Genomic DNA, 26,005 nt, shown 5'->3' with positions numbered 1-26,005 from the left:
AGCCTTACCTGAACCATAACCACTACCCCTGAATCGCTGAATCGCCTACAGTCATGTATAAAATTGCGGAAGTATCCTCTTGAACCGGTGCAACGTTCGAGCGACGAACACCAGGCAACCAAATAATGTTGCCCGCTCCGTCACATACCACTGGAATTCGTGGACGGACAGAGGGTGGGATTTTTTCATCGATGAAAATATTTTTCACCTTTTTGCTTCCGTTTAATCCCATGACTTTCATGGTATCTCCAGGTAACCGTGAACGCACAATCAGCGGCATAACCAGTTGATCCGCATCAAATGCGGCTTGGTTCGCTGATTCCGGTGCAAGATAGTCCTCGGGGATTACGGTCGTCAAGCGAAGAAATCGGTTGATTTCGGAGAGAGGAAACTCATGCGTTTCACTCCAATTCGTTAGACGATACTCGTAGGTTTGATCCTGTACGTCATTCCGTATGCCAAAGGAGATCAAATCATACTCCCGGGTACAGACAAGTGTCTGTCCGATATCCAGGCTCCAGGTCGTCACAGAGGGCTCTATCACCTTCCGACGAATGGTTTCGATACGGGTAAAGTCGACAAAATCACTGTCCAAAGGCAGATAATTCAATATTAGTTTAATCAACCTTCGTTGTAAAGCGACATGTAACTTCAAAAAGGAAGGCACCTCAAAGGTTAGCCTTCCGCCGTTCTCCTGCACTAGACACCTGTATGCGTCATATGCACCTTGTTCCATGAAATCGTCTTCATCGCTTACTATTTCAGCGAGTCGATTCAATGACGGCGTTAACTGTCCATTATACTGCCCCAAAAAAGGAAGGACATCCAAGCGAATGGCATTACGCCGATATTTACGCAGAGCGTTGCTCTCATCCGTAAAGTACGGAAATCCCCTGGTATTACAAGCTTCTACAAGGTCTGTCTTGTTTATACGAAGACATGGACGAATAAGTTCCACATTTTTTTCACGCCGTTTAAACTTCATTCCACTCAGTCCGGATAGGCCGCTGCCACGCAGTAAATGAAGCATGACCGTCTCCGCCTGATCGTCGGCATGATGAGCAAGTGCGATGCTTGCTGCATCGTATTTACTCGCCACCTCATGCAAAAATGCATACCGTCGATCACGTGCAGCCTCTTGAGATCCTTGACCTGTCATCTTCATATAAGAAGGAATATCTGCTCGTATCCACTCGAACGGCAATCCCAAACGGGCTGCCAGTGCCTCCACCATTTCCGCTTCTTGATCGGATTCACTTCGAAATCCATGATGTACATGAGCACAGATCAATTCTAACGGTACATGGTTTGAGCTTATATCGTGCATGATATGCAAAAAAGCCACCGAGTCCGGTCCGCCCGACACAGCGACGACAATCCGATCCCCAGGAACCCATAATTGATGCTCTTCCGCTGCATCCAAAACATGTCTCACCAGCTTGTCCCAGCGTAAAGCTTCCATACCTTTTCCTCATTCCTTACGTTATGTATATGCACCATGTACACTAGAACCGAAGTGCATAGATCAGAACTCCAATAAGTAATATAACAGATATAGCAAATGCATTTTTGAGCCATCTTGGCGTCGAATGCTGAGAACGACGTCTCGAAGGAATCGGCCGAGCCATGAGCTCCTTCCAACCCTTGGTCGCATGTTCGGCATCCCGAAATTGACCTCGCAACGCCTGGATCATCCAATGACGAAACGGTCTTAGTCGTTCACTCCGCTCCACCAGTCTCACCAGTTGGTTCACACTCCGCAATTGTGGTAACCCTTCGGCAGCAAGTGCCTTGAGCGCGTCAGCCTCCAATACATGAATCATCAGCATCGCAAAAGCAAACACATCATAGGTACTATCAGCAGTTCGACTTCCGGCATTCCAGAATCCTCGGTCATACCACTCTGTAAACTGCTTGACACTACGGCCAATCGATGTAACTCCACCATAATCGATCAGTTCCACATGACCATAATCCGATACAAGTACATTCTGCGGTTTAAGATCACCAAATACCCATCCCGCCTGATGCAGTTGTGCTAGTTTTTGCAGAAGCCTGAGTCCAACCAACAGTGTCCATTCCGTACCCTGACGTCGAATGAAGTGATGTAGAGCCTCACCTCGAACATAACGCATCACGTAAAAAGGAATATCACGGCCACGAACGGCATAATCATCCACATCTTTGAGATAGGAGGGAATGCCGCTCTGCCGAAGGGCCTCATGATTGCGCTGTAATTGAAAAGATTTGAGCACATTGATCTCTGATTGCAAATCTACGGGATCAAACCCCATTTTAAGTGCATAGTGCTTGCCATTTTCACCTCGCTGGACAAGAAAGACGATGCCGTTGGCTCCTTTGCCCAGCAACTTTCGAATCGTATAACGGCTGCGATTCCATTTCCCGGTAATTACTGTTCCTGGCGGGAAAGAGGCGTCAGACAACGTTGTCACCGAGCATCCCTTCTCTTTCAATGCGATATTTCCCTTCTATTTCCTGCTGTTCCTCCAGTGTACCATATCGGTAAAAATCAATCACCTTCTGAATCGCAGGACCTGTAGGCGTCGCCCCCCTCATCTGCAAACGTCCGAACAACGACCGGATACTCCCTGGATCGCTTGTCCAGTTGATATCCATAACCGCCTCTTCACCACTGTGACGTCCAGGAAAATGAAATACCGAAAGTCGGCTTGATCCAGCACGTGCTTGGAGACTTAACATCAAATCTCGAATTCCCTCTTCTACAGCTGCGAGCTTAGGCTTCATGCTCGCACTTACATCGATTAACAGAATGACCTGCAGTGGGGCTGTCTCCGCCATATTATCCATCACTTCCACAACCTGAGAACGCCGTTCTGGGTCAAGATCAGTCACCGTTTTGGGATTTTGATCTCCCAAAATTTGTGTTAACTCTCTATTAACCGCCTGCTGAATCGTCTGAACCACGGTTTTTCTCGTCATCATCTGCATGGTGTGAGCAAGCTGCCTCGTCCCCACAATCTGACTGATCCCACCCCCAGCCTTCGCAATCTCTTCTATTTCCCGGCTTCCTAGTTCACCTATTGTGCCATAATCTATAACGCCAACAACATTGACCGTAATCCCTTCCTCGTTCGCCTCAGAAGCAGCGAGTACAGGGCTTGTACCTACATTTGAACAACCGTCGGTTATCAACAAAATTTGCTTCATTCGATATCCCTCCGCTTCATAACTCTCCAACTCTATGAATAGCATTGCCAGATTGGAGAGAGTTCAAACAGAGTCGAGAGAATTAACTCACCGTTCTTGGTCGTTCCATTCGATTAATGCCAGGCACGCGAAGCGTAGCCCACTCCGGGCGATAATGCTCTACTTTGCCTACGACCACAGTCATGTCATCATAAATCTCATGTTGCTGATATCGAATAACACTTTCAAGCAAGCAGTCTGCCACATCTTGCGGATCCTCACTATCGATCTCTTGAATAAGTCGCTTCATCCATAGTTCTTTATTAACAGCATAGCCAGGTGCATCATAGATGCCATCGGTCATCATGATCAAAATATCTCCAGGCTGAAGCTGTACGGTTACCAGATCGACCTCTATATCCTTGATAATGCCAATAGGCAAATTACTAGCTGATACCTGAATAACCTCCTGCCCTCGTTTAATAAAGCTTGGTGTCGAACCAATTTTCATAAATGTGGTCTCTGCCGTATATTCATCAATCAAAGCCATGTCTACTGTGGCATACATCTCTTCAGGTGACCGAAGCATGAGTACAGAATTTACTGACTTAATTGCCAGTTTCTCATCCATTCCCGATTGAAGTAATTGTTCCAGAATATTTAGCGCCGCACTGCTCTCCATGCGTGCACGTTCCCCATTGCCCATGCCATCGCTTAGCGCCACTGCAAACGTACCATTGCCCAGTTCAACCGTGCTGAAGCTATCCCCTGATAACAGATCTCCTCCTTTGGCAGCCGCAGCTACCCCTGTGCTGATCTCAAATGTCTTAGCCGACCCGAAGGTTACCGTCGCTAAGCCTTGCCGGGCATCCATCATCGTTTCATGCAGCACCGCGATGTGCTCGTCTAATACATCTGATATTAACGGCGCAATCATTTTGCGGCACTCATCGAACCCACGCGTATAAGCATGTACAATTTCAATTTCTACATTACCTGCTTCCAGATTAATAATTTCAATAGAATGGATAGATAGCCCCAGTGATTCAAGTGCATCTCGGATCTGCTCCTCCTGCTGAACCATCTCCTCACTTTCCCGTTGAATTTCCTTCGCTAAATCCTCCATGACTTGGGAAACCCCGGATAGTTGCTCTGCAACGAGCTGCCGACTGTCGACGATCTGACGCTTCCACTGCATGTTATGCTGATACAGCCCATATTGGGCTCTCATTACCTCAAGAACCTCCTCAGGCTTGGCACAAACCCGGTTCCACTCAGCTGGAATCTGCTTGCCAGACATTTCAGGATTGGCTTCAATGGAGCTCATGACATCGGTCATATATTTGTACGTCTGAATAAATTTTGCATCCCAGCACTGAGCGCGTTTGAAGCAGTTAGCACACGATCCCTCGGCTACAGCATTCATGAAATGCTCCATTCCGCCTTCATTCTGTGCCACTTCTCCTGTGCCAGACATCTGATCAAAGCTACGTGACAATTGCCGAAACACTTGCGAAAAACGAGTTACTCGCTCCGCGGTTACATCACGGATTCTCTTCGCATATTCGTGCTGCGACTTGGTATGATCTTGGGTACCCGGCACATATTTGGATATAGCCGTCATCATGCTTTTAGGCGTTAACATAAATAACACGATAGCCGCACAAGTCTCCCATAATGAATTCATGACATCACCTGGTCCGCCCAAGTATATTGCCAGAATCGATGATCCAAGCAGCATCCCTAACGCTACCCCTGCTCGTTTCCCCTCTCGTAGCATTCCTGCCAGCATCCCTGCAAATGCGAGCAAGCTCATCTGATATATGGCTGTCATATCAGCCAGGCTCAGGATAAGCCCTGTGATAACGCCCACCGATGCACCAAGGGGGGCTCCGCCCACTAGCGCAAAGATTAGAATCAGATATCGGGAGAGCATATGCTCGACGGATAAAGACTGAATCGTCCATCCAACCGCTCCTGTCATTACAGAAGCTAGTAGGATGATGAGGCAAAGGATCTCCTCGTTCTTTAGGTTGAACTTTTTTTTGCGATAAGTAAAAATCGGTATTGCCTGGATAAACACCAGTGTCAACACGAAGCTGAGTACGGAATCCATCGTAAGCATCAGCATGGCGTACCAGCTGAACGATGGCCCAATGACAACGGCGAACAACTTGACCATAAAAGTAGTCGTAAACACCATCGCTGGCGCATAAGATAATTCAGCACGGTCATAAGACTCCAAACCTCTAAAGAAGAGATAGAAGATCGCAATCTCTGTAGCAACGATGAGTGGGACTGGAAATGGAGCAAAAAGACTTCCCGCTAACAATGCAGCACCAACAGGAATAATGTAATCTCTACGCATGAACGCAATAACTGCAAAGTAAGCAATAGCGAACGGTGACAATTCATTCAGGATCATTGCCTTGCCGAGCAGGAAACCCATAAAAGTGAGCAGGATTACCCATTTGCGTGTAGCCACCACCTGGACGGCCTTGCGGGAACTTATCCACTGTTTGAGCCGCACCGACAGCTCCTCCCGAGCTTCCGCACTCCCTTTACCAGCTTTCATTCCCGGAAATTGAATGACATTCCACTTTTCCATCATCCCAAGGCACCCCATTCGCATAATTGTTATTTTCGTGTTTCGTTCTCGATGGTTCTGATTATAAATAGATTGAGAGACGTAGTTTGTCATAATAGGTGAGTAGGGCTCAAAAAGTTTACGACAAAAGAAACACGACTGGCGCGGTGGATTCAATCCCCCGGCCTTACTGTCATTTCTCCCTTTCGGGCGTTCTGAAGCGAAAGCCAATATGTCTGATTATGAGTGGCCATGTGTCCAGCATAAGCTCGTATTAACCGGGATACCTGCGGAATGCCATGGAAACATGTCGGTAAAAAATGGTAGACGACAAATGTTCTTATATCTTGTTCAACCGCGTGCAGAAAATCGGTGAGACCAAGCATAAGTTTACAAAAAAGACGACCAATCCCGTCTGTCGTACAAGGACGACGGGAAACCTCAAAATGTGTAAGAATGTTGCTGTATCGTGCACATAGCCTTTACCTTTCCGAATAACAGAGAACGCAAAAAAGCCGCTGCCCCGAGGGACAACGGCTTTTCTTATATGAGATATCAGGTTGAGACAGACTATACGCGCTTAGCTCCACGGCCTCCGCGTTTGCCTTCTGTGTTTTTCTTGAGCGAAGAAATCCGCTCTTCACTATCTTTCAGGAAGCGTGACATTTTATCCTCAAATGAAGGTTTGCCTGCTGCGGGCTTGAAAGAACGGCCTCCGCGATCACGGTTGAATCCGCCACCGCCGCCACGACCTTGGCCACCACTTGGACCGCCGCCGCTGAATCGTTCGCGATCTCCTCCACTGCGTTCCGGTCTAGGAGCTCTCGGAGGTCTGGATTGTGTTTGTTGCTCAACCGGTTTGTCAACAGCTTGCTTAATGGAAAGTCCGATCTTGCCGTCCTTGTCAACGTTGATAACCTTTACTGTAACTTGGTCATTCAGCTTCAGGTGGTCGTTGACATCTTTGACGTAATTGTCGGCGATTTCCGAGATGTGAACGAGACCCGTGACACCTCCTGACAGATCCACAAATGCTCCAAAATGCGTGATTCCTGTCACCTTGCCCTCTAACTTGGTGCCCACTTCAATTGCCATAGAATAAAATGATCCTCCCTTAAAAATATACAACCCGATTTTTTTGAATGCCAAAATCAATGCTGTGCTGGTTTAATTATACCTTATGCCGCAAACCAAGGTCAACTGAGCACTACCCTATAAGGGAGCCTATTTTTTCCGGTTTAACGTCTTCAGATATATGAGTTATGATCCTTGCTCCGTAATGAGCCTAATTCCATCAGTTACCTGACTCTTCCACCTTAATTGGTGTCTCTTCAGGTAAATAGTAACCTTTTTTGCGCGCCAGTTGTCCTATGTATTCAGGGTCTTTCAACCGACTGACCTCATACTTCAACTGATCCAGCCTTTTCAACGTATCTTCCTTAGAAGCCTGCTGTGTAGCTAGATGTGAGCTCTTGTCCGAAATCTGCGCACCCTGAACAAGGAAGGTGTACCCTGCCCAAATGACAAAAACAATCACAAATGTCATCCATAGCATTAGACGTCTTCGTGCACCGGCAGATTTAACTTGACCTGTTGGAACCGTGGATCTACCCACAGGCGTTTTACCCATTATCGGACCTCCTTAAAACAAGCGTCTCCATATCGCTGCAATACTTGCACCCGCACGGATCAAAAAGCGTGGCGTTACCCAATACTTCAGGAGCGGCCTAAACATCCAGCGGAACAACTTACCGAATGGTACCAAACATTGCAATACCAACTTGCCGAGGAAAAGCAGTATCGCGAGCAAAAAACCTAACAGCACACGTACTAACTTGTACACTCCTTTAGCTGGCATAACGATCAGGATGTTAAGGATATGTCCACACCAATGAATCAGCGTTCTTGCGAGTTTAATTAACATTACCACAAAACGCTGGGTTGTAACACTTAAAAGCCAAAAATAGAAGCAAACCCCTAAAATCAGCCCCAAAAAGACATAAAACCGCAGTTGTCCGTGGTTCCCGGCGTATAGCATCCGAAAAACGAACAGCGCGGAGGCAACCCAATATAAAAGATCGAGCGTGTGGATGCTCCATCTTGGAAACCGAAGTTGACCGGACAGCACCCGGTAACTGTCATAGGCCACTCCCATTACGGCTCCCGAAAGCAGCATCCACATCAGTGTGATCCATTGCGTGTCTGGACTCATCGGAACATCTTGCCAAACAGGCCTTTACTGTTCTTACTCTGAGAACCGGGATCAAGATATTGCAGCGAGCTCACCGTGCCCTCAATGGACAGTAGACCTTCCTCCAGGCTCAGGTTTTTGATATGTAAATTGTGCCCCCGGATGGTCAGATGCCCAAGTTCAGTCTGAAGCAAAAATTCTTCACTGTCGAAGCTCTCCACATTGGAGACGCCTGTCAGATCTAACAGTTTCCGATTTTGCATGCTCAAATGATGCTGTTTCGCCTTCCCGTGCTCAACCATAGCATGTACCCCTCCTTCATACACCTAGCTTATGGAGCAAAGGTATGGAATAGAACCATAGGATTGTGAACAACAGCATTACCTATGAAACAATACAAAAACGCCTTCCCCGATGCGGGAAAGACGTTTCTATTCAAAGGTTATTCATTTGTAAAAGGGTATGCCAGGCAGTACTGTTACCAGTCCAGCCCGTTGTCCTTGGCAATCGGCTCTTCCTTAACCAAGGTATAGAGGCTGCTTGCCTCATCCTTCTTGGTGCTCTCCGCTAGACGTTCCACCTTCACCGTAACTAACTTCTGACCAAACTGAACGGTAAGCTCATCGCCCACTTTGACAGCGGCGCTAGGTTTCGCTTCACGTCCGTTCACTAGAACACGTCCCTGTTCAGAGACGTCTTTGGCTACTGTGCGGCGTTTAATCAGTCGGGAGACCTTCAGGAATTTATCAAGACGCATTATTTTACGGCTTCTTTAAGTTTGTTACCTGCTTTGAATGCAGGAACGATGGACTCAGGAATCACGATCTCATTCCCTGTTTGTGGGTTACGGCCAGTACGACCGGAACGTTTGCGGGTCTCAAAAGTGCCAAAGCCGATCAATTGTACTTTGTCTCCGCTAGCAAGTGCATCTGTAATTTCTCCCAAAAAGCCGTTCAATACGGATTCAACGTCCTTTTTAGTCAAACCGCTTTTGGTGGAAATGTTGTTAATCAGATCTGTTTTGTTCATTTTTAAAAGCCTCCCAAATTGAAAAAAAAGTATCTGCGATGCCTTGGCAACGTTTCGTTGCTCTTGACCCGCGTATGGTTACTACACATGTATTCTGGCTTGGTAACTGAATTCCTGCCTTGGTCCACGACTTTTTTTCTTTCGTGCAGTTACTTGTCCAACAGCAGTCTAAGTCCAGTACCCAAAACAGCCAAGGTTTAATCATGTATGTCTACCTATTCAAAGAAAACACTTGTTCGTATCATAACACACTAGCTGCAATCTTGGAATACGTTTTCCCAATATGATCCAAAACAAAAGTTTGCTATAGCCCTGCTTTCTTAGCAGCCTGCCAGTATTGCTCCATCTCGTCTACATTGCTATCTGCAAGGGTACGACCCTGTTCACGCAATTGTGCCTCGATGTATTGGAAGCGTTGAGTGAATTTGCGGTTTGTCGCTGCAAGTGCCTCTTCTGGATCGGTATGAATGAATCGCGCCACGTTGGCAGCAGCAAATAACAAATCGCCTAGCTCCAGCTTCTGTTCCTCTGCCGTTTGATTCTGCTGTACAGCTTCTTTCAGCTCAGCCAGCTCTTCTTCAATCTTGGCGAATACACCATCAACGTCGTCCCAATCAAAGCCGACCTTCGCTGCTTTTTTCTGTAACTTATACCCCTTCATCAGAGCAGGCAAGTCACGCGGTATTCCATCCAAAATGGAAACATGCTGTTGATCCAGCCCCTTGCGCTTTTTCTCCTCTGCCTTCATCTGTTCCCAGTTTTGCAGAGCTTCATTCGCATCTTCTGCCTGATTCTCACCAAACACATGCGGATGACGGAAAATGAGCTTATCATTCAATCCTTCAATAACGTCGTACACATTAAATGTACCTACCTCTTCCTCCATCTGGGAGTGAAGCAGAATCTGAAGTAGCAGATCACCCAGCTCTTCCTTCATATGGTCGGGATCATCTTCGTCGATGGTTTCAATGACCTCGTAGGTTTCTTCAATCAGGTTTTTGCGGATAGACTGGTGCGTCTGCTCCTGATCCCAAGGGCAACCGCCTGGGCTACGCAGAATGTTGACAATCTCATGCAAACGGGCAAATGAGCGCCGACGTAATGCATCATCTGTATTTTTCGGCACATAGATGAGTGAAAGGTTACCGTAACCCTCGATGCGATCCAGATCGTGGAGCGGTATCTTGTGAATGACCTCTTGACCCTGAACCCCAGGGCATGTCCAACAAATACAGGATAATCGTCCGGATACACGTCCATCAAGCACAGCTTCACATCTGACGCAGTGAATACATCATAGACTTGTCCAATGAGCGTATGCAGTTGCGGCTGCACTAGCTCCGTGTTTAAGCTACTAGCGTCGAGAAGCTGAAACCCCTCAATCGGGTCAAAGCCCAGCCTTATAAATGCCTCGTCGAGGAAACTCTCCCCGCCCATCACTCGAAGCGAAATACCCATCTGAGGACAGCGTTCTTTCAACAGGCGCACACTCGCCTCTGCCACCATAGGATGACCTGGTACAGCATAGACGATCTCTGTTCCAGGCTCGCCTTGACGAGCCGCTTCAATTAGGCGATTTGCAATCTCGTCGTACACCTCAGGGAAGGAGTCCTTCGCCTCGTAGATGGCATCAAACGATGTCATCTCCAGTCCTTCCTGTTTCAGATCATTCAATACGGGATGATCCAATGTGCGGACATACAATATGGCCGCTTGTTTCATTTTTTGATAATGCCTACAGTTAGTTGATCTGCATCTCCTGATCCGAGACCCACTACGGTTAAAGCTGCACTCATCGTTCCAGTCCTCCATCCGAACCAACCTGCCTTTTGCGAATTGCTTGATAAGCAACCCATTTCATAACTGAACTGCAGAGTACGAAATGGGACATGCATAAAAAACTTTACGCAGGGCAGCGCTCTATAATTAAACGTATTATACCAGAATCAGGCGATATCCTATAATTTGCGATTCTACTGATGTATTTCTTCAAAATCTCAATCTGTTGAGTATGGATACACCGCATTCATTTTAAAAATAAGCCGCACTCGAACCGGTGAAGGTTGAATGGCTCGTTGTAGCTGCTGTAGAGACGGTGTAATGAGATTGGCACATCATGCTGGCCTGCCGTGCGGCCGTTTAGCGCAGCACCCGCAGGCTGCGTAAAACTTTGACTAGGCGTGCCCCCACCTTGGGCACAGCCACCAGCTCTGCTGCGGTGAGCAAGCCTATGCGCGCGGCCGCCAGCACAAACACGGCTGCGCCTGCGGCTACGCCAAGCAGGCTGACGCCTACCGCGGCGATCCTGCGGTCAGCCGCGATCCCCATGCCACCGAGCAACGCTTCGGTGGCCCAGGCCATACCTGCCGCCGCCAAGCTCATGGCGGCGATCACCAGCGCCGGCTTCGCCAGGACGGCGCTAGGGGCTAGGCGCAGGGCGCTGTATCGCGCCAGTAGCGCCACATTCAGGGCAGCCGCCAGCATATAGGCGGCTGCCCCAGCCATGGCCGCGCCGACGATGCCTAGCGTCGGCACAAGCCAGACGTTCAGCAGCACCTTGACGCCTGCGGCGGCCAGCATGCTGAACGCGGGTGCGCGCACGCTGCCAAGGCCTTGCAGCAGCGCTGCTGCAATGATGCTGACGGTGCTGCCCGCTGCCGTCAGCGCCATATACCGCAGTGCTTCGGTGCCTGCGGCATCCCCGTACAGCATGCGGTTAATCGGCTCCGCCAGCACCGCGAGTCCTGCGGATGCTGCCAAGCCGATCAACCAGAACCAGCGCAGCGCGAGGCTCGCTTGCTGTCTCACGGCTTCTGGCCCGCCACGAAGCTTGGCTTCAGCCATCGCCGGAATAAAGAGCACCGACAGTGACATCGCCAGCATCGTCACCATCTGCACGAGCGGCAATCCACGGTTATATATGCCGAACGAGACCATAGACTGTAGCTCGTTTAATCCCTCTTTCTGTAACAACCGCGGTACGGTGAACGTGTCCACCAGATTCATCAAAGGCACAGCCAGTGATCCAAGGCAGACCGGGATTGCATACACAAGCAAGACTCGAATCCACTCCCGATTGGAACGCTGGGGCTCAGCGGCTCCAACCATTCGACCTTCTGCATTCACACCAACAACTTCTGGACTCAATACGTTACCTTCTATTGTCACTGTTGAGGCAGTACGCTCCGAATGATCTATGGTAGCTAGCGCAGATTTCATATCATCCTCACTACCGCTATTATCTTGCTGACTCTTTCCTTGACCCCGCTTCCGATGACGGTATCCAAATACAAGCATCGCCAGTAGCCCAGCTACACCACCCGCAAATGAACCCAGCATTGCCCCAGCAGCAATCGTATCTAGCGAAGCCTCGCGTGCCATGAGCCACAATAGCAGCACAATCATCACTGTGACACGAATGATCTGTTCTACGACCTGTGAAACGGCTGTAGGTACCATCTGCTGCATCCCCTGAAAATACCCACGCAGCCCCGTCATCAACGGCACGACGAGTAGAGCTAGTGCTGCTGCACGAATCGATGGAATAACATGACCATTCCCGATCCACTTTCCGATCAGTGGAGCTCCTGTATACATCAAGACTGCTAACACCAATCCGATTCCACCTAGCAGCATAGACGATATTCGTATGATTCGCCTTCCCTCTTCCGGTCTACCGAGTACATGCTGTTCAGCCACGAATTTAGATATGGCCACAGGTAGCCCAGCAGCCCCAATGGTAATCACCATCATATAGAACGGATACACCGTGTTATATATACCGAAGACGCCGTCTCCGCCTAGGTTCTGTAACGGAATTTTCTGAAAGGCGCCTATAATTTTGGAGATAATTGCGGCAAGCCCTAGCACAAATGCGCCCTGCAGCAGCCTTGATCCTGTTGATGGCTGTTTCATAAGTCCCTCCTGCGTATCCATACATCTGGATCAATAACAATCTCTTGTTATTATAACTGGCTGGGGCTGCGTAGACGAATTCCGTTTTACTGTTTGTAGAGGTTGTTCAAAAAGTCCGACCTTTTTGAACACGCACTTGTATTTGTGTGTGAGCTTGAGGAATAAATTCTCAAAAATTAAAAACTCCTGTCTGCCTATAGGCACCAGGAGTTGTCTGAACTTATTGTTCCATCTGTTTACCGAGGAAACCAGCAGCAGTCTCTGCCATTTTGACTTCCATCTGTGACATCTTCACCGACTCATCCTTATTGAACAGAACGACGGTTCCGATTGGATCTCCACCGGATATGATTGGCGCAATAACAAAGGAAGATAACGTCTCGTCATGATCTTTGCTAATTTCATAAGATCCATTATTGGTCTCGATAATGGTTTTACGGTTTTCCATGCAGTTCTCAACCAACTGACCTACCTGCTTGTCCAAATATTCCTTCTTAGAGCCACCTGCCACCGTGATGATGGTATCCCGGTCAGAGATTAACGTGACATGATTTGTGCTTTCATACAACGACTCAGCATATTCCTTAGCAAAATCACCAAGCTCACCAATAGGTGAATATTTTTTGAGAATAACTTCTCCATCTCGATCCACAAAAATCTCAAGCGGATCTCCTTCACGAATACGTAACGTACGACGAATTTCTTTTGGAATGACCACACGACCGAGGTCATCTATACGACGGACAATACCAGTAGCTTTCATTTACATGTTGCCCCACTTTCTCGAGAAGATTTTTCAACTACTGTTCCTTAATGGGTAGAGGAAAGTCCCAGAACGTTTAGTGTGATATCTTGACCATAGTATTCATCTGTTCCCATTTCCTTATACATGGTTTGCTGAATATAGTTGTGTTCTTTTGCAAGAAGGTGACCATCTACCTATGCGCTCTGAGATTAAATACAAAAAGGAGCAAGGGAGGCTATAAGTCCCCCTTACTCCTTATCATGCTTGTCCAGATGGCAGCTTATGCAACGTTTAATCCCTTACTTACTGCTTGAATCTGTTCCTTCATTTGTTGTTGCATCTTTATCTGTTGTACCTGCATCTGTTTTGGTATCTGTACCTTTAGTGTCATCCGTTTTGGATTCACCTTCGGTTCCTGTTTGTGTGTCTGTACCTGTTCCATCCGTACCTTCAGTGCTGCCTTCTTCAGCTTTGTCTGTTTTTGGCAGGTTCACTTCTTTTACGAGTTTATCCAATTCGCCACCTGTCATGAATGTATCAATTTTGGCAGCCGCAATAGAGCTCTTAATGCTATCTTTTTGCTCTGCTGTCATTTTGTCATAAGCATCTGTACGTGCTTCTACTTTCATGACATGGTAACCATACTCGGTTTCCACAGGATCACTAATTTTATTCAAAGGCAATGTGATTGCCGCTTGTTTAAATGCTTCTACCCATTGAGACACTGCAGCATTTTCATACAAACCGCCTTTGTCCGCAGAGCCTGGATCTTCGGAGTACTCCTTCGCGATTTCTGCGAAATCTGCTCCCCCATCCAGTTTAGCTTTCACTTCTTTGGCAATTTTAAGCGCATCTTCTTTTTTGCGCTCTTTTTGTGTTTTTGGATCTGTGAAGTTGATCAGTACGTGACGAACGGAAGCTGTCGTGTACTGCTCTTTATTTTTATCGAACTCGGCTTTCATGTCGTCTTCTGTGACGCCAGTCTCTTTATCCTTAATCACGGTCATGATCCGAGTCATATAATCCTTGATGTTATCATCCGTCAGGTTCTGCGCCTTCAGCATTTCCGGCCATTGTTCTTCTGGAACTTGAGCTTTCATTTTGTCGAATTGCTCAGTAGCCACTTTGGCACCTTCTGCTTTCGCTTCGTCGCTCGCATTTTCACTCAGATATTTGTATGCAATTTCTTGGCGAACCAAGTAATCCTTGAAGTCATCCATGTCCATCATTTGTGCATACTCTGGGTACAAGAATTTCATTACACGCTGTTCCATGTCGAATTCATTGGCTGTAATTGTACCGCCATCATACGTTGCTACAACTGCACTTGTGTCTGTTGGTTCCGGTGTTTGTGCTTCTTCCTTCTTACCGCATGCTGCTAGCAGTGATACGGACAGCACTGCAATCATACCCACGGACAGTACTTTCCTCACTGTTTTATACTTTTGTAACATCTTTTAGTTCCCCCTTTGATTTAAAAGCACTTTTCATGGATTCCAGGAATTTCTCCACCAGCTCCATGAGTTGCTTGTCCCCAAGCCCCTTGCCTTTGACATGAATAAGCATATGGGGTCCTTGTTCAAATTGTACACGTCTTTCGAACTGATTTCCAATGTGTGCAATATTGGAGAGCTCGAATGCATGCTCACGACCTTCATAAAACTTCACTGTAAGGTCATCTCCACGCTGTGTGATCGATTCTATTCCATAGATTTTGCCGTAGACTTTGAGCCTTGCTACAGCCATTAGGTTAATAACGGCTTCTGGCAGATCACCGAAACGATCCACTAACTCATCTTCCAGCTCCATTGCATCGTCGAAGGAAGAGATGACGGCCACCTTTTTGTAAATCTCAATCTTCTGGATGCTGTCATAGATATAATCCGACGGCAAATATGCATCAATACTAAGATCAAGCGTTGTATTCCATTGGTCGGAAGGTACAGGCTCTTCACCCAGCATCGTCACTTTCCGTTTATTAATTTCCTCAGCAAGCATCTGAGAATACAGATCGAATCCCACGGAAGCAATGAAGCCATGCTGCTCTGCTCCAAGCAGGTTACCTGCACCTCGAATCGACAAGTCACGCATTGCAATTTTGAATCCAGAGCCCAGCTCGGTGAATTCCTTAATGGATTGCATCCGTTTCTCTGCCACTTCAGTCAGTACCTTATCCCGTTGGTACGTAAAATACGCATACGCAATCCGGTTAGACCGACCCACACGTCCACGCAACTGATACAACTGAGAGAGCCCCATTTTGTCCGCGTCATGAACGATTAACGTATTAACGTTTGGAATATCGACACCTGTCTCAATGATACTGGTGCTGACCAGCACATCATACTCGCCATCCAAGAAGTCGAGAATCGTCTTCTCTAGCTCCGTTTCAGACATCTGACCATGTCCCACGCCAACCTTGGCTTCTGGAACCAACTCAGAAATTTCAGCGGCCATTTCCTGGATGCCTTGAACACGATTGTACAGGTAATAAACCTGACCGCCACGAGCCAGCTCGCGCTCAATCGCTTCTCTAACCAGCGCTTGACTGTGTTCAACCACATAGGTCTGCACAGGGAAGCGGTTCTCTGGCGGTGTCTCGATGACAGACAGATCACGGACTCCAAGCATAGACATGTGTAATGTACGAGGAATCGGCGTTGCCGTAAGGGTCAACACATCCACGTTTGTTTTAAGTTTTTTCAGTTTTTCCTTATGCGTTACACCAAAGCGCTGCTCTTCATCCACGATGAGCAATCCCAGATCCTTGAACACAAGGTCCTGTGACAACAAGCGATGTGTGCCGATCACAATGTCAACCGTACCCTGCTTGATGCCCTTGGCTGTCTCATTTTGTTCTTTGCGAGAACGAAATCGGCTAAGCACGTTAATATTGAACGGGTAACCTGAGAAGCGTTCACGGAATGTCTCATAGTGCTGTTGTGCCAAGATTGTGGTAGGCACGAGCACAGCCACCTGTTTCCCTTCAATCGCTGCTTTAAAGGCTGCACGGATCGCAACCTCGGTTTTACCGTATCCGACATCCCCACACAATAAACGATCCATTGGGCGGTTTTGTTCCATGTCTTTCTTAATTTCTTCAATTGCACGCATCTGGTCACGCGTCTCATCATACGGGAACATGTCCTCGAACTCCTGCTGTTCTGCAGAGTCCTTCTCGAAGCCGTATCCCTTGGACGTTTGCCGCTCCGCATAGAGTTTGATTAGATCGTCTGCAATATCCTGAACCGATGAACGAACTTTGTTTTTTACCCGTGTCCATTCGTTACCACCGAGCTTGTAAATCTTAGGCTCCTTCTCTTCTGAGCCCACATATTTCTGAATCAGATCAATCTGCTCGATCGGTACAGACAGTTTGTCTCCACCTGCATACAAAATATGCATATAGTCCTTATGGATCCCGGCTACCTCAAGGGTACCAATCCCCATGTATTTACCAATACCGTGATTTTGGTGAACGACATAATCGCCCACTTTTAGCTCACTATATGATTTAATTCGCTCCGCATTGTCCACGTTTCGAATCGGTTTCCGTGCTTTCCGCTGCTTCTGGGAGAACATCTCCCCTTCCGTAACAACCGCCAGTTGAATGGATGGCATCTCGAATCCTGTCTGCAAATTACCAATGAGCATCTCAGGTTCTGGTATGTCATAATCCAACAATACACGGCGCATACGGTCGAGCCTTTCCTCGCCACTCGCCAGCATCAATACATGAACTCCAGCTTTCTGCCAGCGCTCCATCTCTGCCTTAAGTACATTCATCTGACCATGGAAATCCTGCATCCCCCGGCTAATAAAGTTCAGAATGTTCTGAGGCTGCGTGTGTGGAACCTGACGTAAGAAGATGGACATAAATATCGTCTGGAATGGACGCTCATACAGCAGCTCATCTCCATCAGCCGATAGATGCAGGTCAGGCAGTGTCTTTCCATTTTGCATCAAATGCAGGTTCCATTCGGATTCATCCCGATCCAACTGTTTAGACGTCTCGGCAAGTCTTGCAGGCTCATCAAGTACAAGTAACGTATCCTCAGGCATGTAGTCGTAAATGGTCTTGTGTTCCGGATAGAGTGGTGAGATATATTTATACATCTCGGAGAAGTAAACATGCTGACGGAGCATCTCAATTTCGCGATGAATCTCCTCACGAAGACGCAGCTTCGCCTGCCGATCTGTCATCTTCTCAAGCTGTTGTTCCAGCAAAATAACGGCCGCATCCGCAGCCTTCTCCATGCGTTCACGATCTGCGATCAACTCTTTGCACGGCAATACAACGACTTCTTCTATCCGCTCAATAGAGCGCTGATCCGTAGGGTCAAAGGTTCGAATCGAATCAATCTCATCGTCAAATAACTCCACCCGGTAAGCAATCGGTGATGTAACTGGATAGAAGTCAATGATTCCACCACGTACACTCATTTCACCACGGGATTCTACACGTTCTACGCGCTCATATCCCAGCTTCACCATCTCCAGCAGGAAAGTATCCAGCTCTAGCGTGCTTCCTTGTTTAACTGTGATTTGGGCGTTTGCCATGACTTCTGGAAGTGGAAGATATCGCTGTACTCCGGAAAAAGGAATAACAACAACGCCCCGAAAACCTTGGGCGCAGCGAACCAACACATCAATACGCTGACCTAGTGTTTCCGGACTGGAAACAGCAGCTTCAGCGGCGACAAGTTCATTGGCAGGATAGAGTAACACTCGATCGGGTGAAAGCGCTTCCTGTAAATCTTCTGCAATTTTTTGTGCAGCAAACATATTGTGCGTAACGACGAGCAAAGGCCGGTTCATCTCTTGATGTAAGGCAGCCAGCATGATTTGACGTGCTGATCCGGAAAGCCCGGACACCAACTGCTCTTTCATCCCTGATGTAATACCGGCGGTAATGGATCCGAAGTCAGGATCTTTGGAAAAAGCTTGTATAAGTGCTTGTAACAAAAGGGGCACCTCTCTTATAACTTACTTGGTTATCTAGCGCACTAAGCGCAATACAACATTCTTAAAATTGGATACAAATCCCTTTTTACCCTGTTTCATCATAAAGGATTATTTGCTGTTTTGCCACATCGGCTTGATATACCGTGACGTTGATCAACCGAAATACGATTCCAGTTCAACTGAAAAGAAGCCTCAGCAGGCTGCCAAGGCTATAAAGGTGGAGCGGTATTCCGCTACCTCCATCATCTGTCATTACGTATTGTCGCTACCACGTCACTCTATTGAAGAGGACTAGCGAGCAGACTCAGCTCAGGATTAAGTTCCAGTGCTTCTTTGCAATAGTCACATGTAATCCGAACGGTGATATCTCCACCCGAATTATACGCTATTATATCCCTACGCTCGTCGGGGGTCAAGAAATGAAAGCCTAATTGCGCTTCCGTTATACGGGTAGAATCGATTTGTCCTATAAAGGTACGGCAATGCCTACATACATAATTCACTGACATGTTTATGCCTCCTGAACCTAGTTTATACGTCCAGTATGCCCATTAAGGCCGAATCGAACCCGGTTTATGATCATTTTTGCCAATAATGCTAGAATCAACAACTATCCGTTGAATTTAGCCATCGTTTGCTCAAACGTATGACTCAGGCTATGTTCAAGTGCATCACAGGTCTGTTCAATCGTCTGTTCGAGTGCTTCCTTTTCCTTCTTCATGAATGTCGAAAGAACATAGTCTACAATGGCGTGTCCAGGTTCTGGACGGGATATTCCCATGCGTACCCGGTTAAACTGCTGAGTACCTGTGTGCTGAATAATAGACTTAATTCCGTTATGTCCACCAGCACTACCTTGATACCGCAATCTCACTTTACCAATTTCCGTGTCCATGTCATCGTACACCACGATCAGGTCTTCCAGACTTACTTTATAAAAATCCATATAGGCTCGTACCGACTCACCGGACAAATTCATGAATGTCATTGGTTTAATCAATACCGTCTTGACACCGCCAATGTTGCCCTCTCCAATCAACGCTTTGCATTTACTCTGGGTAATGGAGATATTATGACGATCTGCCAGTCGATCGAGCGCCATAAAGCCAATATTATGACGGGTTTTGGCGTAGTTAGAGCCCGGGTTTCCGAGGCCAACAATCCACTTCATCTCGTTTCCTCCTTGGCATCACTTGAGCTGTAGCATAGACTTCATTTGTGATATTTCATATAATATCTAGAAAGTGAAGTTCCGTTTTGCGATATATAATTTCAAATGCTGCATGTTTAATTGATCTTATATACGTGTATACATCATATATTTTATTAACCCAGGAAGGTGAGCGGGTTTTGCGCGAAGACACTGGACAACTGACTCAACATAGCGATTTTATCTATCATCTTGAATATCACGTACCTGTACAGGTATATGACCGCGACACTCATATTGAGATCGGATTAATTACACGCTTCGATAATCAATTTGTCGAAATTGCCGACACGCTTTTCCATCGGCGCCGATTCCGTTTCATTTCCCGCCCCGGCTATTAGATATATGAGTCTATATTAATTGAACCGAAGAATATTCACACTTGCCACTCCGATGACAGAATAACCTTCCGATCGCTGTTATCCCCAGATTTTTCTGATTCCCTTTTCCTAAGGGAAAATCCGGCGATAAAGGCGAACGCTCCGCTTCTCCATGTTATTTCTGTCCTCTTCGTTCTCGTGTAAATGTATAGTTTAATTATATAGATTCAACATATATAAGATAACTGGGCGGTTAATTCCACTTTTATCATACGGCACGCCGACAGGGGTTACATTTTCCATTGAACCGGAAAACGTAACCCCTCTACTACTTTATGCAGACATCCTTATTCAATTTCAAACAGCTTGCTGATTGATAATTCCTCATGAACCCGGATAATTGCTTCTCCGAGTAAAGGCGCTACAGACAACACTTTGAGTTTGCTTGTCGGATTAGCATGCGTAATTGGAATCGTATCCGTTACGATAACTTCCTTCAATGGCGCATTCTCCAGACGTTCCATAGCAGGGCCAGACAATACTGGGTGAGTACAGCATGCGTATACTTCCTTCACGCCGCCTTCCATCAACGCATTTGCCCCCAATACAATCGTTCCTGCTGTATCGATGATATCATCAATCAGAATTGCAGTCTTACCTTCAATGTTACCAATGATGTTCATGACCTCACTGACATTCGGCTCAGGACGACGTTTGTCAATAATAGCCAGCGGTGCGTTCAGGAAGTCAGCGAGTTTCCGTGCACGGACTACGCCACCATGGTCAGGTGATACGACAACTGGGTTTTCGATCTGTTTTGACCGGAAGTATTGTGCCAGAATCGGTACACCAAGCAGATGATCAACTGGAATATCGAAGAATCCTTGAATTTGCATAGCGTGAAGATCCATCGCGATTACACGCGTTGCGCCTGCTTTTTCAATCAGATTAGCTACCAGCTTCGCTGTAATAGGATCACGGGAACGTGCTTTGCGATCTTGTCTAGCGTAGCCATAGTAAGGAATTACAACGTTAATTGTTTTGGCAGAAGCACGTTTAAGTGCATCAATCATGACGAGCATTTCCATCAAGTTGTCGTTAACTGGCAAACAGGTTGACTGCACGATATAAACGTGACAGCCCCGTACGCTCTCGGAGAGCTTCACTTGGATCTCACCATCACTGAAGCTGGTTGTGTGAGATTCACCCATAGGAATTCCGATATAATCAGCAATTTGATGGGCAAGCTTTGGGTTAGAATTGCAAGTAAATATTTTTAATTTCGAATCAAAATAAGTCATAAAATAAAAACCCTCCGTGCTGGTTCATTGGAATCTATAAGCGTCTGCGACATGTCGGCACCTCCCAAAAATCGGGAGGCAATGTTGTTATCAAAACCCTTATTCGGGTTTGGCGTTTTGTTTCTTGGCTTTGGCACGTCCACGGATCTTCTCCGCATAACCCGGTTTGTTCTCCTGGCGTGGACGAGCAATGGCGAGATCATTCTCGGGAACGGAATGGGTAACGGTAGAGCCTGCAACGACATAAGCGCCTTTTCCTACCGTAATGGGTGCAATCAAATTGACGTTGCTCCCTACAAAGGCATCATCTTCAATGGTTGTCACAGCCTTATTATAACCATCATAATTGACCGTTATTGCACCACAACCAACATTTACGTTTTTCCCTACTTGAGCATCCCCAATATAACTAAGGTGAGACACTTTGGAGCCTTCATCAATTGTAGCATTTTTCACTTCAACAAAGTCACCAATTTTTACACTGCGGCCCAATTTAGTTCCTGGACGCAAGTTAGCAAATGGACCTACAGAAGCTTCGGCACCAACCTCAGCTTTCAACAGCACAGAATGTTTAATTGTAACTCCATCCTGAATACTGCTGTCTTCGATATCTGCATGCGGACCAATATGACAAGCTTCACCAATGGAAGTCGTGCCCTTAAGAATGGTTCCTGGGTACAGCACTGTGTCTGATCCAATCGTAACATCCGCTCCGATATATGTCGATGACGGATCGATGATTGTAACACCGTTCAACATATGTTTAACGGCTAGACGTTCACGCATGAATGCTTCGGCTTGTGAAAGAGCAAGTCTGTCATTTACCCCGATCGATTCTGCAATATCATCTGACATGTAGGCTTCGACCACTTCTCCACCGCTCTTAAAAATGCCAACAACATCAGTAAGATAGTACTCTCCTTGGGCATTCTGATTCGTTACTTTCTCCAAAGCTGCGAACAGTTTTGCATTATCGAAGCAGTAAGTGCCTGTGTTAATCTCCTTCACAGCATCTTCCTGTTCATTACAATCCTTCTGCTCCACAATTCGTTGCACAGAACCATCTTCTCCGCGAATAACGCGTCCGTATCCTTTGGGATTGTCCAATTCAGCTGTAAGCACGGTAGCTGCTGCACCGCGACTCTCATGAAGCTTCATTAGACCTTCCAGCGTTTCACTCGTTACAAGCGGAGTGTCACCGCAGACTACAATCGTCGATCCGGCTTCATTACCAAGCAGAGCCTTCACCTGTTGAACGGCATGACCTGTTCCCAGTTGTTCTGCCTGAAGAGCGTATTCTGCTCTTGAACCCAAAAATGACTGCACCGCTTCGGCACCATGGCCTACCACGACTACACTGCGTTCTACGCCTGCGCGTAGAGCCGCATCAAGCACATGACCCACCATCGGTTTACCACATACGGGATGCAGTACTTTGTACAATTTGGATTTCATCCGTTTTCCTTGCCCTGCGGCAAGAACAATAGCCATTCGTTTCAAAATTCACGACCTCCTGTTTCTGAAAATCTCATCAATCTGGGGTTATAACTCCCTTTTCAATGAGTATCGTTCAGCCGGTTCTACGCCGGTCTTGTTCATCGCTTGCTGTCCTGTATTCACGCGTAACAACGCGGACACCAACAATCGTGACCTATATGTATACGCCGTGTACCTGCGAGCTTAACCGAATCCCATGATTCCTAAGATGCCGCCCTGTCACCAAGCGCACGCTGCGCTTTTTTGTTCTTCCAACATTCATAACGAATTGTTATGAAACACTACTCTGCGAATAAACTCAATACTGAATATATCTTATTCCGGTCAAAAAGAAAAGAGAGCCATAAGACATGGCTCTCTTTTCCTTCGAACCCCAATAATGTTCTCAGGCACCTTCTTCAATGACTTCTTCCTCAGTAGCAGCGCGATCATATTCAGTCAATACAGCCGCCTGAATCTTCTCACGAGTACCGGAAGAGATCGGGTGGGCGATATCACGGAACTCTCCGTCAGGAGTCCGCTTGCTCGGCATAGCAACAAACATTCCGTTGTTACCATCAATGACACGAATGTCATGAACGACGAATTCGTTATCGATGGTAATGGATGCGATAGCCTTCATTCTCCCCTCCGAGTTAACGCGGCGGAGTCTGACATCCGTAATTTGCATGTGTGTGTTCACCACCTTTTTCCATCAGAACTTGGTGTATAATTCCACACAGCCTATACGAACTCCTTCTTTTTATAACCATAAAAATGTCCTAATTTCAGGAATTTTTTTATTTAATACACAATTCGACAACGTTAGTGCCAGGTCGATGGAAAAGAAGCTTTCCCGACATGCTATTCGCCATCTTTCTACACATCAAAATAGTTGCCAGGCTTGACGGAAATGTGTCTGCTCTTCGCATCTACTGCTGTTAACTTCGCCAAGGAAACATAATCGGTCAACAGGCGTTCTTCTGAATCGATAGAACCAGATTCCACCAAGACCCCTACACCGGCTACAGTCGCATTAAACTCAGCGAGTAGATCGATCATTCCCTGAACCGTGCCCCCGGCTTTCATGAAATCATCCACGATAAGTACCCGCGAATGCTCACGCATCGCCCGGCGCGATAGGGACATCGTATGCAAGCTTTTATGTGAACCCGATACATAATTGATACTTACGGCCGATCCTTCCGTAGCCTGATGGTCCCTGCGTACGAGCACAACAGGCAGGTTGAGCTGGGCACCCGTCGCATATGCGAGTGGTATGCCTTTAGTCTCTACCGTCATCACTACATCAATGCCCATATTACCAAATGCAGTGGCAAAAATTTTGCCTGCTTCATTCATTAATGCAGGTTGACCAAGCAAATCAGACATGTAGAGGTATCCACCAGGCAAGATCCGATCCGGCTGCTCCAATTGGGTACTGAGTCGCTCAGCAAAAGCAAGAGCCAGTTCTCTGGACACCTTAGGAATCCACTTCACTCCCCCGGCTGCTCCGGCCAACGTTTGCAGCTCTCCTGACCCACCTTCTTCGAACACTTCCTTGATAATCGCCAAATCTTCACTGATCGACGACTTCGCAGCCCCATAACGTTCGGCAAATGTGGTGAGCGGAATCACCGTATGCGGTCTAGACAATAAGTACTGCGTCATTTCAACCAGCCTTGCGCTTCGTTTTAATTTCTTCACAGAGATCCATCCTCACGATCACGGAAAACATCCAAATCCGAATAATTATATAAAAATATATCACCTTTATACGTGTTTGTACATCATAAAAGTAGGTATTCCACAGCAAATTTGTTTTGAACAACCACTAAAAGCGAATGCTATGTCAGCATTCGCACAGCGTATACTTCTTTACAGAAGCCACGAAGCCCGTTATAGATCCGTGCGACCTTGGACTCCTTGGACACTAGCCCAAAAACAGTTGGGCCACTTCCTGACATTAATACCCCATCTGCTCCCAATTTGATCATGGCATCCTTCAGATGCTGTACCTCCGGATATAACTTCAGGGTTACATCTTCAAGCACATTCCCCATCTGTCCACATACTTCAGCAAACGACTGATTGCGAATCGCTTGTTCCATTTTGACAGCACTTGGATGGCGAACAATCTTGTCACTGCGGAAACGACCGTACACATCTGCCGTAGATACATTAATAGGCGGCTTGGCCAGTATGACCCAACATTGCGGCGGATTGGGGATCGGCGTCAGCTTCTCCCCTCGACCTGTTGCTAAAGCGGTACCTCCAGTAATGCAAAATGGTACATCTGATCCAAGCTCGGCTCCAAGCTCCTGTAGCTCATGATCGGGAATATTTAGACGCCAGAGACGATTCAAGCCGCGCAGCGTTGCTGCTGCATCACTACTGCCGCCTGCAAGACCGGCAGCGACTGGAATCTTCTTATCCAGATGAATATGCACTCCTGATCGAACATCATAACGCTCTTTAATCAGCCTAGCTGCCTGAAAAGCCAAGTTCTTCTCATCCAGCGGAATATATCCAGCCTGACTGGAGATAAAGATCGTATCCCGAGGAAGCTCGGAGAATTCTAACCGATCAGCCAAATCGACCATGGTCATAATCATTTCAACTTCATGGAATCCATCATTTCTTTTATGTAAAACATCAAGCATTAAATTAATTTTAGCAGGCGCTTTTTCGTAAATTTTCAAGACGTTCACCCGTCCTCACCTTTTCCCTAAGACAACTTAACATATTATATCAAAATAGGGCTGTCAAGTCATTTCTATTCCGCATCTATGGGGAAAAAGCGAGGTGATCCTGATGGATTGCCCCGCTCTCCAAACCAGATGAATTCAATTTAGGATTTGCGTGCTGCCTGCTCGGCGAGTTGGATCGCTCGCTTCACCATGTTGCCCGCATCTTTGGCCTTGATACCGCCCCAGCCTTCTTGCTGGACAGTATCGTAGAAACCGAGGTCTTTCGCCAGTTCGTATTTAAGCTCCTCTGACATTACACTTCTTCTTCTGCGGCTCATACAACCATCCCCCTTAGATTAAGCTCATCAATTAGTCCAGTTCGTTAATTGGCAGAAATGACGGACGAGC

23 protein-coding genes and 1 pseudogene are annotated in these 26,005 nt (G+C 46.9%); 1 reads left to right on the top strand and 23 read right to left on the bottom strand.

Features of this window, described 5'->3' with window-relative positions:
* Positions 1–22: 22 nt before the first annotated feature.
* The 17 genes and pseudogenes from tilS to pth all read right to left on the bottom strand — a co-directional run bounded on the left by tilS (position 23) and on the right by pth (position 19,771).
* Positions 23–1,462: a tRNA lysidine(34) synthetase TilS gene (tilS, locus tag DMB88_RS00290; protein WP_128099771.1), complete on the bottom strand. Its 1,440-nt coding sequence runs from the start codon at positions 1,460–1,462 to the stop codon at positions 23–25.
* A gap of 43 nt (positions 1,463–1,505) precedes the next feature.
* Positions 1,506–2,453: a serine/threonine protein kinase gene (locus tag DMB88_RS00285; RefSeq protein WP_128099770.1), complete on the bottom strand. Its 948-nt coding sequence runs from the start codon at positions 2,451–2,453 to the stop codon at positions 1,506–1,508.
* Complete coding sequence (locus DMB88_RS00280; protein ID WP_128099769.1) at positions 2,437–3,189, bottom strand: VWA domain-containing protein; 753 nt, start codon at positions 3,187–3,189, stop codon at positions 2,437–2,439. The genes DMB88_RS00285 and DMB88_RS00280 overlap by 17 nt, the downstream gene beginning before the upstream one ends.
* Before the next feature lie 82 nt (positions 3,190–3,271).
* Positions 3,272–5,779, bottom strand: coding sequence for a stage II sporulation protein E (gene spoIIE, locus DMB88_RS00275; RefSeq protein ID WP_174715261.1), 2,508 nt, complete (start codon positions 5,777–5,779; stop codon positions 3,272–3,274).
* Between the two features lie 546 nt (positions 5,780–6,325).
* The gene (locus DMB88_RS00270; protein ID WP_056697430.1) at positions 6,326–6,850 is read right to left on the bottom strand and encodes a S1 domain-containing RNA-binding protein; all 525 of its coding nucleotides are present in this window, start codon (positions 6,848–6,850) and stop codon (positions 6,326–6,328) included.
* 199 nt (positions 6,851–7,049) lie between these two features.
* Positions 7,050–7,385: an FtsB family cell division protein gene (locus DMB88_RS00265; protein WP_128099768.1), complete on the bottom strand. Its 336-nt coding sequence runs from the start codon at positions 7,383–7,385 to the stop codon at positions 7,050–7,052.
* Between the two features lie 12 nt (positions 7,386–7,397).
* On the bottom strand, positions 7,398–7,967 hold the full coding sequence (yabQ, locus tag DMB88_RS00260) for a spore cortex biosynthesis protein YabQ (RefSeq protein ID WP_128099767.1): 570 nt from the start codon (positions 7,965–7,967) through the stop codon (positions 7,398–7,400).
* Complete coding sequence (gene yabP, locus DMB88_RS00255) at positions 7,964–8,248, bottom strand: sporulation protein YabP (RefSeq protein ID WP_056697424.1); 285 nt, start codon at positions 8,246–8,248, stop codon at positions 7,964–7,966. The genes yabQ and yabP overlap by 4 nt, the downstream gene beginning before the upstream one ends.
* Before the next feature lie 176 nt (positions 8,249–8,424).
* A complete protein-coding gene (locus DMB88_RS00250; protein WP_056697423.1) occupies positions 8,425–8,703 on the bottom strand; it encodes an RNA-binding S4 domain-containing protein in 279 nt (92 codons plus the stop codon).
* Positions 8,703–8,975 (bottom strand): HU family DNA-binding protein, encoded by a 273-nt coding sequence (locus DMB88_RS00245; RefSeq protein WP_056697421.1) that lies wholly within the window; start codon positions 8,973–8,975, stop codon positions 8,703–8,705. The genes DMB88_RS00250 and DMB88_RS00245 overlap by 1 nt, the downstream gene beginning before the upstream one ends.
* Positions 8,976–9,279: 304 nt before the next feature.
* Positions 9,280–10,771 (bottom strand): annotated as a pseudogene (mazG, locus tag DMB88_RS00240) (nucleoside triphosphate pyrophosphohydrolase).
* Positions 10,772–11,114: 343 nt separating this feature from the next.
* Positions 11,115–12,890, bottom strand: a complete 1,776-nt coding sequence (locus DMB88_RS00235) for a putative polysaccharide biosynthesis protein (RefSeq protein ID WP_128099766.1) — start codon at positions 12,888–12,890, stop codon at positions 11,115–11,117.
* Positions 12,891–13,110: 220 nt separating this feature from the next.
* Positions 13,111–13,653 (bottom strand): stage V sporulation protein T, encoded by a 543-nt coding sequence (gene spoVT / locus DMB88_RS00230; RefSeq protein ID WP_128099765.1) that lies wholly within the window; start codon positions 13,651–13,653, stop codon positions 13,111–13,113.
* A gap of 281 nt (positions 13,654–13,934) precedes the next feature.
* Entirely contained in the window at positions 13,935–15,089 is a 1,155-nt protein-coding gene (locus DMB88_RS00225; RefSeq protein WP_128099764.1) for a peptidylprolyl isomerase, read from the bottom strand.
* The gene (gene mfd, locus DMB88_RS00220) at positions 15,073–18,600 is read right to left on the bottom strand and encodes a transcription-repair coupling factor (protein ID WP_128099763.1); all 3,528 of its coding nucleotides are present in this window, start codon (positions 18,598–18,600) and stop codon (positions 15,073–15,075) included. The genes DMB88_RS00225 and mfd overlap by 17 nt, the downstream gene beginning before the upstream one ends.
* Positions 18,601–18,878: 278 nt before the next feature.
* Positions 18,879–19,109: an anti-sigma-F factor Fin gene (locus tag DMB88_RS00215; RefSeq protein WP_128099762.1), complete on the bottom strand. Its 231-nt coding sequence runs from the start codon at positions 19,107–19,109 to the stop codon at positions 18,879–18,881.
* A 101-nt stretch (positions 19,110–19,210) separates the two neighbouring features.
* Positions 19,211–19,771 (bottom strand): aminoacyl-tRNA hydrolase, encoded by a 561-nt coding sequence (pth, locus tag DMB88_RS00210; protein WP_128099761.1) that lies wholly within the window; start codon positions 19,769–19,771, stop codon positions 19,211–19,213.
* Positions 19,772–19,950: 179 nt separating this feature from the next.
* Here pth and DMB88_RS00205 point away from each other — a divergent pair, with 179 nt between their 5' ends.
* A complete protein-coding gene (locus DMB88_RS00205) occupies positions 19,951–20,151 on the top strand; it encodes a hypothetical protein (protein WP_056697408.1) in 201 nt (66 codons plus the stop codon).
* A gap of 326 nt (positions 20,152–20,477) precedes the next feature.
* Here DMB88_RS00205 and DMB88_RS00200 read toward each other — a convergent pair whose 3' ends face one another.
* The 6 genes from DMB88_RS00200 to DMB88_RS00175 form a co-directional block, all read right to left on the bottom strand.
* Positions 20,478–21,431 (bottom strand): ribose-phosphate diphosphokinase, encoded by a 954-nt coding sequence (locus tag DMB88_RS00200; protein ID WP_017691370.1) that lies wholly within the window; start codon positions 21,429–21,431, stop codon positions 20,478–20,480.
* Positions 21,432–21,530: 99 nt separating this feature from the next.
* Entirely contained in the window at positions 21,531–22,931 is a 1,401-nt protein-coding gene (gene glmU / locus DMB88_RS00195; protein WP_128099760.1) for a bifunctional UDP-N-acetylglucosamine diphosphorylase/glucosamine-1-phosphate N-acetyltransferase GlmU, read from the bottom strand.
* A gap of 382 nt (positions 22,932–23,313) precedes the next feature.
* On the bottom strand, positions 23,314–23,598 hold the full coding sequence (gene spoVG / locus DMB88_RS00190; protein WP_017691372.1) for a septation regulator SpoVG: 285 nt from the start codon (positions 23,596–23,598) through the stop codon (positions 23,314–23,316).
* A gap of 188 nt (positions 23,599–23,786) precedes the next feature.
* Complete coding sequence (purR, locus tag DMB88_RS00185) at positions 23,787–24,614, bottom strand: pur operon repressor (protein ID WP_128099759.1); 828 nt, start codon at positions 24,612–24,614, stop codon at positions 23,787–23,789.
* A gap of 140 nt (positions 24,615–24,754) precedes the next feature.
* The gene (ispE, locus tag DMB88_RS00180; protein WP_128104245.1) at positions 24,755–25,609 is read right to left on the bottom strand and encodes a 4-(cytidine 5'-diphospho)-2-C-methyl-D-erythritol kinase; all 855 of its coding nucleotides are present in this window, start codon (positions 25,607–25,609) and stop codon (positions 24,755–24,757) included.
* Positions 25,610–25,758: 149 nt separating this feature from the next.
* Positions 25,759–25,935, bottom strand: coding sequence for a small, acid-soluble spore protein, alpha/beta type (locus DMB88_RS00175; RefSeq protein ID WP_056697402.1), 177 nt, complete (start codon positions 25,933–25,935; stop codon positions 25,759–25,761).
* Between the last annotated feature and the right edge of the window lie 70 nt (positions 25,936–26,005).

The organism is Paenibacillus sp. DCT19, from assembly GCF_003268635.1.
GTDB lineage: Bacteria > Bacillota > Bacilli > Paenibacillales > Paenibacillaceae > Paenibacillus.
The sequence above is the reverse complement of the archived record's forward strand: the minus strand, read 5'-3'. Positions and strand labels throughout refer to the sequence as shown.

Bases quoted from the DNA above. Each gene is read 5' to 3' on its own strand.
- tilS (WP_128099771.1), bottom strand. From the start codon at position 1,462: ATGGAAGCTTTACGCTGGGACAAGCTGGTGAGACATGTTTTGGATGCA.
- DMB88_RS00280 (WP_128099769.1), bottom strand. From the start codon at position 3,189: ATGAAGCAAATTTTGTTGATAACCGACGGTTGTTCAAATGTAGGTACA.
- spoIIE (WP_174715261.1), bottom strand. From the start codon at position 5,779: ATGATGGAAAAGTGGAATGTCATTCAATTTCCGGGAATGAAAGCTGGT.
- DMB88_RS00270 (WP_056697430.1), bottom strand. From the start codon at position 6,850: ATGGCAATTGAAGTGGGCACCAAGTTAGAGGGCAAGGTGACAGGAATC.
- DMB88_RS00265 (WP_128099768.1), bottom strand. From the start codon at position 7,385: ATGGGTAAAACGCCTGTGGGTAGATCCACGGTTCCAACAGGTCAAGTT.
- yabQ (WP_128099767.1), bottom strand. From the start codon at position 7,967: ATGAGTCCAGACACGCAATGGATCACACTGATGTGGATGCTGCTTTCG.
- yabP (WP_056697424.1), bottom strand. From the start codon at position 8,248: ATGGTTGAGCACGGGAAGGCGAAACAGCATCATTTGAGCATGCAAAAT.
- DMB88_RS00250 (WP_056697423.1), bottom strand. From the start codon at position 8,703: ATGCGTCTTGATAAATTCCTGAAGGTCTCCCGACTGATTAAACGCCGC.
- DMB88_RS00245 (WP_056697421.1), bottom strand. From the start codon at position 8,975: ATGAACAAAACAGATCTGATTAACAACATTTCCACCAAAAGCGGTTTG.
- DMB88_RS00235 (WP_128099766.1), bottom strand. From the start codon at position 12,890: ATGAAACAGCCATCAACAGGATCAAGGCTGCTGCAGGGCGCATTTGTG.
- spoVT (WP_128099765.1), bottom strand. From the start codon at position 13,653: ATGAAAGCTACTGGTATTGTCCGTCGTATAGATGACCTCGGTCGTGTG.
- DMB88_RS00225 (WP_128099764.1), bottom strand. From the start codon at position 15,089: ATGTTACAAAAGTATAAAACAGTGAGGAAAGTACTGTCCGTGGGTATG.
- DMB88_RS00215 (WP_128099762.1), bottom strand. From the start codon at position 19,109: ATGTCAGTGAATTATGTATGTAGGCATTGCCGTACCTTTATAGGACAA.
- pth (WP_128099761.1), bottom strand. From the start codon at position 19,771: ATGAAGTGGATTGTTGGCCTCGGAAACCCGGGCTCTAACTACGCCAAA.
- DMB88_RS00200 (WP_017691370.1), bottom strand. From the start codon at position 21,431: ATGACTTATTTTGATTCGAAATTAAAAATATTTACTTGCAATTCTAAC.
- spoVG (WP_017691372.1), bottom strand. From the start codon at position 23,598: ATGCAAATTACGGATGTCAGACTCCGCCGCGTTAACTCGGAGGGGAGA.
- DMB88_RS00175 (WP_056697402.1), bottom strand. From the start codon at position 25,935: ATGAGCCGCAGAAGAAGAAGTGTAATGTCAGAGGAGCTTAAATACGAA.